This is a genomic window from Leisingera sp. NJS201, from assembly GCF_004535885.1.
In the GTDB taxonomy this organism is placed as follows: domain Bacteria; phylum Pseudomonadota; class Alphaproteobacteria; order Rhodobacterales; family Rhodobacteraceae; genus Leisingera.
In genome coordinates, this window is the sequence record NZ_CP038234.1 from 578,951 (window position 1) to 593,121 (window position 14,171).

Sequence of the window (14,171 nt, forward strand, 5' to 3'; positions counted from 1 at the left end):
CTTACAGTCCCCAGGCCGCGCATTTGCGGTCGATTGTCTTGCGCGAGACACCCAGCTGCCGCGCTGCTTCGCTGCGGTTGCCGCCAACGGCCTCCAGCGCCTGCAGGATCTCGCGGCGTTCGACCTCCTCCAGTGGCAGGATACTGGCCGCGGGCCGGGCGGGCGCAAGCGTGTCCAGGGAGAAGCTGCCGAAGATCAGGGAGCGTTCAATGAAATTCCTGAGTTCGCGGATATTGCCGGGCCAGTCATGCCGCAGCAAAGCCGATTTGACGCCGGCGGGCAGCACCAGCGGCGGCAGCTGCAGCTGGGCGGCGATTTCAGTCAGGAACAGTTCGGCAAGGTCAATTATGTCGGAGCCGCGTTCGCGCAAGGGCGGCATCGCAATGTCGATCACATTGATGCGGAACAGCAGATCGGCGCGGAAACTTCCGGCGTTCACGGCTTCGGCCAGCGCGCGGCTGGAGCTCATCACAAAGCGCAGATCAAGCTGCACCGTGCGTTCGGTGCCGATCGGGCGGATGCGCCCGTCTTCCAGCACCCGCAGCAGCGTGCTTTGCGCCGAAGGGCTGAGCTCGCCGATTTCGTCAAAGAACACAGTGCCGCCCTGCGCCGAGGCCAGCAGCCCTTCGCGGCCTGCCGGAGCACCGGGAAAGGCGCCGGGGGCATGGCCGAACAGCTCGTATTCGATCACATCAGCAGGGATGGCGCCGCATTGCACCGGCACAAAGGGCGCCCCGGCGCGATTGGAGCGCATATGCAGGTGGCGGGCGGCGACCTCCTTGCCGGTGCCGGAGGCGCCGGTGATCAGCACCGGCGTTGAAACCTGTGCGACCCGGTCCAGGGTGCTGCAGACCCGGGCAATTGCGGGGGAGGTTCCGACCAGTTCGCGGCGGCGGCGGCGGCCGGCGCCGGTGGTTTCCAGCTCGCGGCGCAGCAGCATGTTTTCCCGCTTAAGGCGGGCGGTTTCCAGACAGCGGCGCAGGGCATTGAGGATCTGGTTCGAGCGGAATGGCTTAAGGATAAAGTCCGACGCACCGGCGCGCAGGGCGTCGATTGCGGTTTGCAGATCGGCATAGGCAGTGATCAGTATGGTGTCGGTAAAGCCGCCGTCACGGCGTTGCTCCGCCAGCCATTCGAGGCCTTTCTGGCCAGGCATGATGTTGTCGAGAATCATCACGTCATATTGCCCGGTGTTGAGCAGGGCGGCGGCAGCTTCGGTGTTTTCGGCTTCGTCCACCAGCCGGCACAGAGGGCGCAGGGTTTTCACCAGGAAATTCCGCATGCCCGGCTCATCGTCCACTATGAGTATGCTTGCCAGTTCAAGCGGGTCGGTCAGCGCTGCCAAATCTGTAACTGTCATACCTGCCGCTTTTCGGTGGGGGCGGGAACGGACTATTGTCGCTTTCCAGCGGTTTGTCGAGAGAACAGATCCATCAGCCGGGGCTGGACTGATTTGCGTAGCTGGAATGAAGCAACGAGGCTGCCAATGTGTCTCCGCAATGAGCGGCGTGTTTGCAGCAAGCCGTCACAATACCAATGCCTAGCGCGGCTAGATGCGTCAGGGCGCCGTTGCAGAAATTTGCGCCCGCAAGTTTCACATTTAGAAACCAAGAAGTTAAAGGGATTCCATGGTCAAGCCAACGCCTGCCCGCTACCATACGGCAAACTGGTCCAGCTGCAACCAAGCGCACAGGGCGCTCGGGGTTCTGCTGATCCGGGTGGACAAGAAGATGGCTTGGTACGCTCAGCATGAAGGCTGCCCAGGCCGGCCGCCGATCTTCTCGAATGCAGCAATCCAGTTCTGCCTGTCGATCAAGGTATTGTTCAATCTGCCGCGGACGCGCCGCGCCCGGGCAAGGAAACCGTCACTACGGCTCTGCCACCCTATCACATCTTCGCACTGACCTTGAACCTGCTCAGCTGCTTTTCAGTCGGCGCCAAAACGTGCTCATCGCCAATCCGCTTGACATGGGCGAGTTCATGGAAACCATGAAGAAGCATCCCTTCAGCGTCATCACCGGTGTGAACACGCTGTTCGGAGGCATGTTGCAGCATCCCGAATTCGGCAAGCTGGATTTCTCGAACTACCGTGGCGCGATCGGCGGCGGCGCGCCGGTGTTGTCCTCGACATCGGAGAAATGGCGCAAGATTACCGGTGCCGATACTGCCTGAACTGCTGGACCAGATCGAAGCGGATCAGGACATCGCATCGGTCACCGCCCCTCTCGTGCATGTAAACATGCACTGCCGGGCAATGGATCGGGCTTACGATACCCGAAAGTGCCACGAGGCAATCGCCCCCGAAATGCAGTCGCTGCCATCCCGCCCCGCAAGAACGCCAAGCCATGGAAGCCGACAAGCCCGGGTGCCGCCGCACGCAACGAAGCTCTGCGGGCCTCAAAGTACTTGGGCCGCGCTATCTGGCGGCGATGGAACGGCTTTCACCGCCGGAGCCGTGTCGAGATATGAGGAGGATCAGAAAAGGATCTGGGGGATCCTTTTCCCGACGATTGGATGAACTGCATCAAGCTGCTTGGTCAGTCATTGATGGTCCGAGACTTCGATCGCCAGATCGCGGAGCTGCAGGTCCGTATCGCCATGCTGAACGGCTGCACCGGGTTCGGCATACCTGTCACAGAGCCCGTAGGATAAATCCGTCCGGGGATAGGGGACGTCCGGCCCCAACCGGTTTGTACAACAAAGCCGGTCTGGTGGGCATTTCCGGCGGCCTAGCCCGCATCGCTGGGCCAGTCTCCCAGAAGGCAGTTCATTTGTAATTTCCGGTGAGTTTACGGTTTGTTTTCCTGCACTCGCGTATCGGTCTTTGCGACGCAAACGGCAACCACCGGCAAGGCAGCCGGCATCCGGAGGAATTTGGTTGCTCTTTTTTCACAGTAAAATTGAAAGCCGAACAAGATTATGCCGATACCAGACTGGGTCCTTGACCTCGTAGCTTCCAAAACCGGCACGAATGCTGGTGACAAATTGGATGGAACCACCGGCGACGACACAATCGAAGCCGGTGCAGGCGAGGATACTGTTGCCGGTGAAGAAGGCAGCGACCTGATTGACGCCGGCGATGGCAACGATACCGTTTATGGCGACATGGGCGATGGGTTCGACCAGGGGGTGGACGCCACGCCGCTGGTGCTGGATATCAACAACATCCAGAGCATTTCCCACGACGGCTGGTCAGGATCCACAGGCAATAATGCCGTTTTCAGCGACGTCGCCACCTTGGAGGACGGGACTAAAGTCTGGGGCAGGCTGGTGCTGGTGGAGAAATCCAACCCGGACATGTCAGTGCAATTCGGCTACACAGCCGGCGCGGAAATTCTGCTGGGCGGTGACGATCCGGGTGACCAGGCGACCTTCCGGCTTGAGTTCTTTGATCCTGACACCGGTGAGCCGGTCTACCTGAATTCAACGGCAACCTTCAATGACGTGGATGACAACAGCGGCTATGGCGATGCCGAGGCAGTCATAATCGACGGCGACAGTTTCACCTCTTTCGGGGTGTCTTCGGACACGTCGCTTGGCACGGCTGTTGACGGCAGCTTGGTCACCGCAACCGGATCCGACTACAACGATTATACCGATCAGGATGCCTGGTTTTCTGCCGGTTTCGAGGATAAATCGTCGATCGAATTCACGCTGCAAACACGCGAAGGCTGGGCGGGATTTACCCTTTCGGGCAGCACGATTGATGACCCGGTCACCACCGCCTTAGAACAAGGGGCCGATACTGTTTTGGCCGGTGACGGCAGCGACGTGGTCTATGGCCAGGGGGGGGATGACTCTCTGTTCGGCGAGGCTGGCGATGACAGTTTGGATGGCGGCGACGGCGACGATGTTCTGGATGGCGGCACCGGTGCGGACACTCTGATCGGCGGGGCCGGGGGCGACACGCTCTCTGGCGGCGAAGGCGACGATTACATCGAAGGGGGCGCAGGCAACGACAGCCTGACCACCGGCCTTGGCAACGACACGCTGATCGGTGGCGAAGGCGATGACACGCTGATGAACTCTGCCGGTGATGACAGCCTGGTCGGCGGCGTGGGCAACGACAGCATCGTGGCAACCGACGGCAACGACACGCTGATCGGGGGTGATGGCGCCGACACCATGTACGGCGGCAACGATGACGACCTGCTGGTTGGCGGCAACGATAACGATCTGATGTACGGCGAGTCAGGCCATGACAGCCTGGAGGGCGGCGGCGGCGATGATGTGATGGACGGCGGCCTCGGCAACGACACCCTGATCGGGGGTATCGGCGCCGACACGATCGCCGGTGGCGATGGCGACGACTACATCGAAGGCGGCGACGGCAACGACAGCCTGACCACCGGTCTTGGCAATGACACGCTGATCGGCGGTGCGGGCAATGACACGCTGCGGAACTCTGCCGGTGATGACAGCTTGGTAGGCGGCACCGGTGACGACAGCATCGTCGCAACCGATGGCAATGACACTCTCGAAGGCGGCGACGGCGCCGATACCATGTACGGCGGCAACGACGATGACTTGCTGGTGGGCGGCAGCGGCGACGATCAAATGCACGGCGAGGCTGATGCGGATACGTTCCAGATGTCCGACGGGTTCGGCAATGACACCCTGACCGGCGGCGAGGCGGGAAACGACTACGATACGGTCGACGTCTCGGCGGTCACCACCGGGGTCACGGTCACCTATACCGGCGATGAGGCCGGCACGATCACCGACGGCACCGACACAATCACCTTTTCCGAGATCGAGGCGCTTAAGCTGACGGATCAGGCGGATGTGGTGGATGCTTCGGCTGACAGCGCCGGGGTGTCGATCGACGCTGGAGCAGGCGATGACACGATCACGCTTGGCGCGGGCAATGATTCCATTACCACCGGGTCCGGCTATGACGAACTGATCCTGACCGGGGCGGGCGGCATCGACACTGTCAGCGATTTCAGCATTGCCGACGATGACAGCGACGGTTTCTTCAATGACCAGCTTGATGTTTCCGATCTGACCGGCGGCACCGGACCCGACGGGGCTGTCCGCACCAGCGATATCTCGGTGACAGACGATGGATCCGGCAATGCGCTGCTCACGTTTCCGGGGGTGAAAAACTTGTTCTGCAGGGGGTGGCCCCGTCACAGATCACAACCACCGCCCAGCTCATTTCTGCAGGCATCCCCTGTTTCACGCCGGGTGTGCTTCTTGCCACCAGACGCGGTGCAGTGCCTGCGGGCGGGATCCGGGTGGGCGACATGCTGCAAACCGCCGACAATGGTTTTCAGCCAGTAATCTGGGTCGGCAAGCGCACGCTGAGCCCGGCAGAGCTGGCGCAGCACCCGCATCTAAGACCATATTGTGTCCGACCGGGCGGCCTGCTGTCTCCGGAGCGCCCGATGCTGCTGTCCCCCCAGCACCGTCTGTTAACCGGCCCCAAAGCAATTGGACAAGACACGCAGCTTGGCGAAAGTTTTCTCTCGGCGAAACTGCTGGCAGCAGTTGACGAAAACTGCACACAACAGGCCGGGGCAGCCAATCCGGTCACCTATGTGCACCTCATGACCGAGCGGCATGAGGTGATTTTCGCAGAAGGTATCGCAACTGAGACATTCTGGCCCGGTCCCGAAGCCATCCGCGGGTTGTGCGCTGCAGACCGGCGGGAACTTTTCGGTCTCTTCCCTGAACTGGCTGCGGTTCATGGCTTGGCTGGTGAACACGGGCGCGGGCTGGTCCGCAGGGCTTACGGCGACCTGGCCCGCCAGGCGCTCAAGCGGCGCAACCTGCCAAACTTGCACGCCGCCTGACAGCATCCGGGCCTAGCCGTGAAGTGCCCCGCGTGGCATGCCAGGGACCTGCATTTCCGCCATCGGGTCTGCTCAGTTGATTTCGCGGCTTCAATATTGACCCGCCGCAGGTCCATGCCGAATTCCAGTGTCACGCCAAGCCGAGAATTTGCCGCGCCTGGGCCGGCGTGGCGACCGGGCGGCCGTGCCGGTGGCAGATCTCTGTCACCCTTGCCACCAGTTCGGCGTTGGACGAAGCGAGCCGGTCTTTGCCGAGACGGATGTTGTCCTCCAGTCCTGTCCGCGCGTGGCCGCCATTGGCGACGCACCATTCGTTCAGGGTCAGCTGGTCCCGGCCGATCCCCGCAGCGCACCATTCTGCACCGGGCAACAGGCGGTTTACGGTCTTCACGTAGTAGTCAAAGACATCGCGGTCGGCGGGCATGGCGTTTTTCACCCCCATCACGAATTGAATGTACAATGGCCCCTTCAAACGCCCGTCCGCCTGCATCCGTGCAGCCTGGTGAATGTGGCTGAGGTCAAATGCCTCGATCTCGGGTTTCACACCGTGGGTGATCATCTCAGCCGCCAGCCAGTCCACCAGATCCGGCGGATTCTGGTAGACGCGGGCGGGGAAGTTGTTCGACCCCACCGAAAGCGATGCCATGTCCGGCCGAAGGTGCAGCATGCCGCCCCGTTCCTTGCCCGCACCCGATCGCCCGCCGGTGGAGAACTGGACCACCATTCCGGGGCAGTGCTTTTCCAGCCCTTCCTTGAGACGCGCGAACCTCTCCGGATCCGATGAGGGGGACTCGTCTTCATTGCGCACATGCGCGTGGCAGATGCTGGCCCCGGCCTCAAACGCCGCATGGGTGCTTTCGATCTGTTCTTCGACCGTGACCGGCACTGCCGGGTTGTGCGCCTTGCGCGGCAGGGAGCCGGTGATCGCGACGCAGATGATGCAGGGTTTGCTCATGCCGTCAGCCCTTAGCCAGAACAAAGTCGTGCTCTACCAGGTAGAAAGCCTCATCGAAACCGGCCTCCTGCAGCGCTGCCGGGTCTTCGATCAGGTCGAATTTGGCCATCAGGCTTTCCTTCACACCAAAGACCGCGTCGGAGTTGATGTAGGGGTCATCCGGGTCGAAGATGTGGGTGGTCAGGCTTTCAAACCCGGCGGCCTCAAGGATGTAGTGGAAATGCGCAGGCCGGTACGGGTGGCGGCCAAGGTCGCGCAGCAGCTTGCCCACCGGGCCATCGTCCGGGATCGGGTAGAATTTCGGCTTTACGGCGCGAAAGCTGTAGCTGCCATCGGCACCGGTGCGAAACACGCCGCGCAGGTTGAAATCGGGCTGGATGCCCTTTTGCTGCACATCGTAAAACCCCTCGTCATTGGCCTGCCAGACGTCGATCTTGGCACCCGCGACCGCGTTGCCATCCGTGTCGAGGATCCGGCCCCTGACCAGCATCGGCTCGCCCTTGCCATCAAGGCAGATGTTCGAACCCATCGGCAGTTCCGGCGCCTCGGCCACGTGGAAGGGGCCAAGCACCGTGCTTTCGGAGGCGCCGGAGGGTTTGCGGTTGTTGATCGCGTCCACCAGCATGGAAACGCCCATGATGTCCGACAGCAGGATGAACTCCTGCCGCCAGTCATCGCAGGTATGGCCGGTTTCCGTCAGGAACATGATGGTCTTGAACCACTCTTCCTGGCTGGGTTCCATTTCCTTAATCGCGGCATGGACATGCTTCACCAGGATATTGACGCAGTCGCGCAGCCGCTCGTTTTCGGCCTTGGCGTTGCGGGCGGCAACAGCCTCGGCGCTGGTTTCTTCGGTGAAATAACCCTTTTCGTGTTCATCAAGCATATTGTTACTCCGCTGCCATGGAGGCCGCCGCGCCGCGGCCGAAAATATGGGAAAGCACCCGGCGCAGTTCGCCCTCGGGATCCGAGGCCATTTCTTCGGCGCGCCAGCAGACGTGATGGTCGGGACGGACCAGGATACAGCCGGAATCAGTAATTTCCGAAGCCCGCGCCCAATCGCCGGTATGGTCTGCGAATTTGCGCCGCGGTCCGATCAGACGTACCGTCAGCGGCAGACCGAACTCCGCCCCCACGGCCTTTGCCGCCTCTTCCCAGGCCTCGCCGCCGATGCCGGTCAGCAGGGTAAAGGCCCCTTGCCGCATAGATCCAGAGTTGAATGCTTTTCTCCGGTTTCAGGGTCGAAAACCCAGACATGCGGCAGCCGCGCGCCGGGCCAGGTGGTGGGCTGGTAGTGCAGTTCCGCGTCCAGCTCGAATGCCGGTTCCATCTGCCCGTCGGTGACCACGGCATCGGATTTGTAGCGCTGGTTCATTTCCACCCCATGAGCGTCGAACTCGTATTTCTTGAAAGCGATTGCGTCGCGGATTGCGGCGCGCTGCTTTTCCGCCTCCGGCGTTGTTTCGCAGCGGGCCGCGACGCTGGAGCGGATCTCCTCAAGACCGGTGCCGCCGGTCATGCCGAGGGAGTCAAAGATCGGGCCGAATTCGCTGATGGACTGGTTGGCGCGGGTCACGATCTGCTTGGCAACCGGTGCGCGCTCGGCGGTGTAACTGTCCAGCAGCGCAGGCGCGGCCTGGCCGTTCAGCACCGCGGCCAGTTTCCAGGCGAGGTTGAAACTGTCCTGGATCGAGGTATTGGAGCCAAGCCCGTTCGAGGGCGGGTGCCGGTGTGCCGCATCGCCCATGATGAAGACACGGCCGTTGTGCATCCGGGGGGCATAGGCGTTGTTCACGGTCCATGTATTGGCTGAGATCAGCTCGATTTCCAGCTCCGGGTCGCCGACCAGCTGCCGCGCGACCTGTGTTGCCATTGCCTCGTCCACAACCGGTGCGGGTTCATTGATGTCATAGCCCCAGACGATCAGCCATTCGTTCCACGGCCGCACCATGCGCACCAGCCCCATGCCGATGCCGCCGACGTCGGCGCCGGGCTGCATCACCCAGTACAGCACGCTGGGCCGGTGAGCGACGTATTTCGACAGATCCGCGCGGAACAGGATGTTCATCGACCCGCCCACGCCCATCTTGCCTTCGATCGCAAGGTTTTCGTTCTGCGCCACTAGCGAGTTGCCGCCATCAGCACCGACAAGGTACTTTGACCGGACCGTGAATTCGCGGCCAGACAGGCGGTCGCGGCAGGTGGTGGTCACGCCCTCCGCGTCCTGCGTGTGGCTCAGGTATTCGGTGCTCATCCGGGCCTGGGTGCCGCGTTTGCAGGCGGTTGCAAACAGGATCGGCTCCATGAAGGTTTGCGGCAGGTCGTTCATCATCGTCGGGCTGGACAGCAGATGCTCGGCCTTGGACAGGGGATGGTTGCCCCAGCTTTTCATACGGCCGATCTCTTCGCCGGCAAGGCTTTCGCAAAAGACATTCTCGCCCATCAGGTCCTGGTGGGCCGCATGCATATAGGCCTCCGCTTCGACATCCTGCCCCAGATCGCGCAGCACCTCCATTGTGCGCTGGTTGGTGATATGCGCGCGCGGGGTGCTGGCCAGCCAGCCGTAGCGGTTGATCGCCATATTCGCGATGCCGTAACTTGACAGAAGCGCCGCCGTTGCAGAGCCCGCAGGCCCGGTGCCGATGATAAGCACGTCGGTTTCGATCTCAGCCATGGTTATTCCTCCTTGAGTGTGCCGCCGTTCAGACGCCGCTGAACGGGAAAAAGCTGAATGCCGGTCCGGTCGGAGAAAAACCCCCATAGGCCGCGCGGCGCCAGGAGCATGACCGCGATTCCGATAAGACCAAGCGTGAACAGATACCAGCTGCCAAAGTCGGCCAGCAGCGATTGCAATGCGAAGAAAATGAGCACGCCCAGGATCGGGCCCTCGATTGTGCCGATGCCGCCGATCACCACAATGAAAATCACGTAAGCCGTCCAATCGGTGACGCTGAAGGCGGCATCGGGGCTGATGCGGGCTTTCTGCACATAGATCAGCGCCCCGGCCAGCCCGGTGCCAAAGCTGGCCGCCAGGAACACCAGCCATTTGATCCGGCCAGCATCGACGCCGACGGATTTCGCGGCTTCCGGGTTGTCGCGCACAGCCGACAGTGCCAGTCCGCGGCGCGAGCGCAAAAGCGCGTAGATCGCCGCGATCACTACCACTGCCAGCAGCAGCGCCAGCCAGTAGGTCAGGATATCGCGCGCGGCGGCGGTCTTTACATCCAGTGCGGATTTGATCCAGTCGGTCGCCCACATCCCGCGGGTGGCGGTGCGGGGCAGGGAGGTGCCGGTGCCGCCGCCAAGTGTTTTAACCTGCGCAAGGAGCAGCCGCGCGACTTCGGCCATGACCCAGGTGCCAATGGCGAAATAGGCGCCGGCAAGGCGGAAGGCGAAAAAACCCATCGGTACTGCAAGGACCGCTGCCGCCAGCCCGCCCAGCAAGATTGCAGCAATCGGATCGATGCCTGCGATGATGACGCCGCCGAACATCGCATAGGCGCCGATGCCGGCAAAGGCCTGTTGGCCGATGCTGACCAACCCGCCGTAGCCTGCAAGCAGGTTCCAAAGCTGCGCCAGCACCAGCATGGTCAGGATGAAAAACAGATCCTGGATCAGCCCGCGCCCGGCAAAGAACGGCAAAACGGCCAGCAGAAGGATCACGCCGCAGGCCAGCAGGCCGAACATATTGGACGCCTTTGTGCGGGTCGTTACGCGAAACGGTGCCGCCGCAGAAAGTGCCTCAGATTGTGCCGGAGAGTGTGTAAGATCAGCCATCAGTCCACCGCCCTTGGAAACAGCCCGCGCGGCTTCACCAGCAGCACGAGGAGGAAGGCCAGGTGCCCGGCCAGGATTTGCCATTCTGGGTTCACGGCGGCGCCCAGCGTCTGTGCGACGCCAATGATGATACCGCCCGCCAGCGTGCCCCACAGGCTGCCAAGGCCGCCGATGATCACAGCCTCAAAAGCATAGATCAGGCGGGCAGGGCCGATTGCCGGATCAAAATTCGCCCGCATCCCAAGGTAGAGCGCCGCCAGCGTCATCACCAGCATGGCAATTGCCGTAGCTGTGGCAAAAATGCGCCCGGGGCGGATGCCCATCAGGCTTGCCGTGACCGCATCATCCGAAGTGGCACGGAAGGCGCGGCCCAGCGCGGTGCGGTAAAACAGCTGATTCAGCCCCAGGATCACTAGGACGGCGGAGGCAAAGGTCAGAAGCGGCAGCACTCCGATGCTGAGATCGCCCAGCTTCACCGAGGCGGTGGCGATCGCACCGCCCGGCAGGCGCTGGCTGTCGGCGCTGAACCCTTCGAGCAGGGCGTTCTGCAGCGCGATCGACAGGCCGAACGTCACCAGCAGCGGCGGCAGGATATCCGTCCCCAGCGTGCGGTTCAGCAGGTGCAATTGCAGCAGCCACCCGGCAGCGAACATCACCGGCGCGGCCATCAGCGCCGCCGCAAACGGCGGCAATCCCAGAAGCGTTACCAGAACAAGGATCAAGTAGGCCGCGCATACAATCAGGTCGCCATGGGCCAGGTTCACCAGCCGCATAATACCGAAAACGAGGCTGAGACCAGCCGCGAACAGCGCATAAAGCCCGCCCAGCAGGATGCCCTGCAGAATTGTGTCGATCCAGATCATGCGGCGGCTCCGAAATAGGCTGCGTGGATATCCTCGCGGCGCAGATCTTCGGGCCGCCCTTCAAGGGTGATGCGACCCTCCATCATGCAGCAGACCCGGTCGGCGGCTGCCATTGCCTGGCCGATATCCTGTTCCACCACGATCAGGCTTGCGCCGCTGGCCTGGATTTTCGGCACGGCGGCATAGATGTCCCGGATCACCACCGGCGCCAGGCCGAGGCTGATTTCATCACACAACAGAACCTTGGGGTTCGACATCAGCGCGCGGCCGATGGCCACCATCTGCTGCTGCCCGCCCGAAAGCGCAGTGCCCGGATGGTGCCGCCGTTCTGCAAGGATCGGGAACAAGTCGTAGATCGCTTCCAGGCTCCAGTACCCTTGGATCTTGCGCCCGTAGGTGCCGATCAGAAGGTTCTCCTCGACCGAGAGAGACGGGAACAGTTTGCGCCCCTCTGGCACCATCGCAAGACCCAGCGGCATGATCTGATCCGCACTCAGGCCCCCTACGGGCCGGCCCGCCAGATGCACCATGCCGGGGGCCGATGGCAGTACACCTGCCAGCGCCCGCATCAGGGTTGTTTTTCCCGCGCCGTTGGCACCGATGATGGCAAGGGTTTCCCCTTCGTCCAGCCGCAAGTCGATGCCGAACAGCGCCTGAAAGTCACCGTAACGGGCGGTAAGGCCGCGTGTTTCCAAAATGGGCATCAGACGCCGGCCCCCAGATAGATCTCCCGGACCTCGGCCCGGTTCATGATTTCATCCGGCGCGCCAAGGCCGATCACCTTGCCGAAATTCAGCACCAGCAGCTGCTCCACCACCGAGTTGAGCGCATGCAGAACATGTTCGATCCAGATAATGGTAACGCCGCGGGCATGGATGCTGCGGATGGTGTCTACCAGAGACAGGCATTCGCCCTCGGTCAAACCGCCGGCGATTTCGTCAAGCAGCAGCAGCTTGGGATCCGTTGCCAGCGCACGCGCCATCTCCAGCCGCTTGCGCTGCAGCAGCGCGAGGCCGCCAGCCGGTTGGTTGGCCGCCTGCAACAGACCGCATTGGCTTAGAATGCGGGCGCAATCAGCCTGCACATCCCGTTCGGAGGCCTTGCGGCCGTGGGTGGCGGCCACCAGCAGGTTCTCGAACACGGTCATGTTGCCGAAGGGCTGCGGCACCTGGAAGGAGCGGCCGACACCGGCAAGACAGCGCTGCATGGCGGGAACCGCCGTCACGTCGCGCCCGTCAAAGCGGATGGTTCCGGCGTCGCTGCGCAGATTGCCGGTGATGAGGTTGAAAAGCGTCGACTTGCCCGCGCCATTGGGCCCGATGATGCCAAGCGCCTGGCCCGCCGGAATCTCCAGGGTGACGTCATCAGCCACTTTCAGCTGGCTAAAGCTTTTCGAAACGTTGCGCAATGAGAGAAGGGTCATGTCAGCAGCTCCACCCGCCCCATCGCGCCGATGCGGCAATACAGGGTTCCTTTCAGCATCATGAAATGGGTTCCATCACGCCGCCCGGCGGCACCTCGGGGGCGGTGGAACTGTCAACGATCACAAGGTCATAGCTGCCGCTTTCTGTCAGCCGCCATTGACCGCCCACCAGCGGTGTCTTGGCCACGTTCGCCTGCGCAAACGGCGGCAGGCCGGTGCCGTCAAAGGCGATGCGTCCGACGATGGAGGCAAGCTCGGTGGCGGCGATTGCTTCGGACACGGAATCGGCATCCCCTGCATCATCCACGCGGGCCATCACATCAGCGGCCATCTCGAACAGCGCATGGGCAAAGCCGATCGGCTGGGTCCACTGCCGCCCGGTTGCAGCGGTGAAGCCGTGGGCAAGACCGGCTGCGGACTGGCCCGTCAGTGAGGAGCTGAACGGATGGTTCGGGGACCACCAGACTTCGGAGCTGAGGTTGTGGCCTGCCTCCCCCAGTGTTTCGACAGCTTGCGGAAACAGGACCGCCTTGCCGATGGTGGCAGCCTTGGGCGCAAAGCCCTGCTGTTTGGCCTGGGTCCAGAATGTGGTGAAATCAGGCGGGACCGGCACGCCTGTCACGATCTCCGCTTCGGCCTGTTTGAAGGCGTTGATCTGGGCGGAGAAGTCATCCGTCAGGTTCTGGTAGCGCCCAGGGTCGGTCAGCCTGTAGCCGCTCTGCTCCAGTGCCGGCGGGAAGCCCAGCACCGGGTCGCCCCAGGCATTGCCGTCGCCATCGTTCGGGTAAAGCGCACCGACGGATTTGTTGGTGTCCAGCTGGCTCCACATGGCATTGAAGACCGCGATGATGTCCTCCAGCCCCCAGAAGAAGTGATAGGCATAGTGAAACCGCTCCCACGACCCCGGATCGCCGGAGTCGCCCTGTTGACCGGCGAACCACGGCTGCCAGGGGGCAACGGTGGAGATGCAGGGAATTTCCTCAGCCTCGCAGGTTGTGGCAACCGGGTTGGTTGTTTCCGGCGTAGAGGCGACAAGCATCAGGTCGATGCCGTCATCCACGATCAGCTCGCGCGCCACATCCGCCGCGCGGTTCGGGTTCGATTGGCTGTCTTTGACGATGACCTCGAAATTCCGGCCCGCGTCGGTTGCGGCAAAGCCGTCCAGGATGAACCGGTCCGCCTCGGAAAAGGCCGCGAGCGGGCCTGATTGCGGGCTGATGTAGCCCAGTTTGATTTTTGCGCCCCGGGCCAGGGCGGGCGCGGCAAGTCCGCTTGTGCTCAGCAGCCCGGCAGCGGTGCCTGTTTTCAGCAATGTTCGGCGGTTGATCATGGGGTCTCCTCCCTGATGACAGCTC

Annotated in this window: 11 protein-coding genes and 3 pseudogenes; 4 read left to right on the forward strand and 10 right to left on the reverse strand. The window is 62.4% G+C overall.

Features of this window, described 5'->3' with window-relative positions:
* Position 1 precedes the first annotated feature (1 nt).
* Complete coding sequence (locus tag ETW23_RS02830) at positions 2 to 1,360, reverse strand: sigma-54 dependent transcriptional regulator (protein WP_134829054.1); 1,359 nt, start codon at positions 1,358 to 1,360, stop codon at positions 2 to 4.
* Between the two features lie 268 nt (positions 1,361 to 1,628).
* Here ETW23_RS02830 and ETW23_RS02835 point away from each other — a divergent pair.
* The 4 genes and pseudogenes from ETW23_RS02835 to ETW23_RS02850 form a co-directional block, all read left to right on the forward strand.
* Positions 1,629 to 1,835: pseudogene (locus ETW23_RS02835) on the forward strand (transposase); the annotation flags it as partial.
* A gap of 109 nt (positions 1,836 to 1,944) precedes the next feature.
* A complete protein-coding gene (locus ETW23_RS25000; RefSeq protein WP_167738059.1) occupies positions 1,945 to 2,172 on the forward strand; it encodes a hypothetical protein in 228 nt (75 codons plus the stop codon).
* Positions 2,159 to 2,652, forward strand: a pseudogene (locus tag ETW23_RS02845) (transposase); the annotation flags it as partial. The gene ETW23_RS25000 and the pseudogene ETW23_RS02845, both read left to right, overlap by 14 nt.
* 267 nt (positions 2,653 to 2,919) lie before the next feature.
* A pseudogene (locus ETW23_RS02850) lies at positions 2,920 to 5,798 on the forward strand (Hint domain-containing protein).
* 130 nt (positions 5,799 to 5,928) lie between these two features.
* Here the strand turns inward: ETW23_RS02850 and ETW23_RS02855 are convergent.
* From ETW23_RS02855 to ETW23_RS02890, 9 genes are read right to left on the reverse strand one after another with little or no spacing between them, the layout of a single operon-like run.
* Positions 5,929 to 6,753, reverse strand: a complete 825-nt coding sequence (locus ETW23_RS02855; protein WP_129371969.1) for a 3-keto-5-aminohexanoate cleavage protein — start codon at positions 6,751 to 6,753, stop codon at positions 5,929 to 5,931.
* A gap of 4 nt (positions 6,754 to 6,757) precedes the next feature.
* Positions 6,758 to 7,639: an intradiol ring-cleavage dioxygenase gene (locus tag ETW23_RS02860; protein ID WP_134829056.1), complete on the reverse strand. Its 882-nt coding sequence runs from the start codon at positions 7,637 to 7,639 to the stop codon at positions 6,758 to 6,760.
* Between the two features lie 4 nt (positions 7,640 to 7,643).
* A complete protein-coding gene (locus ETW23_RS25610) occupies positions 7,644 to 7,958 on the reverse strand; it encodes a hypothetical protein (RefSeq protein WP_254695121.1) in 315 nt (104 codons plus the stop codon).
* Complete coding sequence (locus ETW23_RS02865) at positions 7,931 to 9,427, reverse strand: FAD-dependent monooxygenase (RefSeq protein WP_254695122.1); 1,497 nt, start codon at positions 9,425 to 9,427, stop codon at positions 7,931 to 7,933. Before ETW23_RS02865 ends, ETW23_RS25610 begins: the two co-directional genes overlap by 28 nt.
* A gap of 2 nt (positions 9,428 to 9,429) precedes the next feature.
* The gene (locus ETW23_RS02870; protein ID WP_134829057.1) at positions 9,430 to 10,530 is read right to left on the reverse strand and encodes a branched-chain amino acid ABC transporter permease; all 1,101 of its coding nucleotides are present in this window, start codon (positions 10,528 to 10,530) and stop codon (positions 9,430 to 9,432) included.
* Entirely contained in the window at positions 10,530 to 11,393 is an 864-nt protein-coding gene (locus ETW23_RS02875; protein ID WP_134829058.1) for a branched-chain amino acid ABC transporter permease, read from the reverse strand. The genes ETW23_RS02870 and ETW23_RS02875 overlap by 1 nt, the downstream gene beginning before the upstream one ends.
* Positions 11,390 to 12,097: an ABC transporter ATP-binding protein gene (locus tag ETW23_RS02880; protein ID WP_134829059.1), complete on the reverse strand. Its 708-nt coding sequence runs from the start codon at positions 12,095 to 12,097 to the stop codon at positions 11,390 to 11,392. The genes ETW23_RS02875 and ETW23_RS02880 overlap by 4 nt, the downstream gene beginning before the upstream one ends.
* Positions 12,097 to 12,816, reverse strand: a complete 720-nt coding sequence (locus tag ETW23_RS02885) for an ABC transporter ATP-binding protein (protein WP_134829060.1) — start codon at positions 12,814 to 12,816, stop codon at positions 12,097 to 12,099. The genes ETW23_RS02880 and ETW23_RS02885 overlap by 1 nt, the downstream gene beginning before the upstream one ends.
* Before the next feature lie 58 nt (positions 12,817 to 12,874).
* Positions 12,875 to 14,146, reverse strand: a complete 1,272-nt coding sequence (locus ETW23_RS02890) for an ABC transporter substrate-binding protein (RefSeq protein WP_134829061.1) — start codon at positions 14,144 to 14,146, stop codon at positions 12,875 to 12,877.
* Between the last annotated feature and the right edge of the window lie 25 nt (positions 14,147 to 14,171).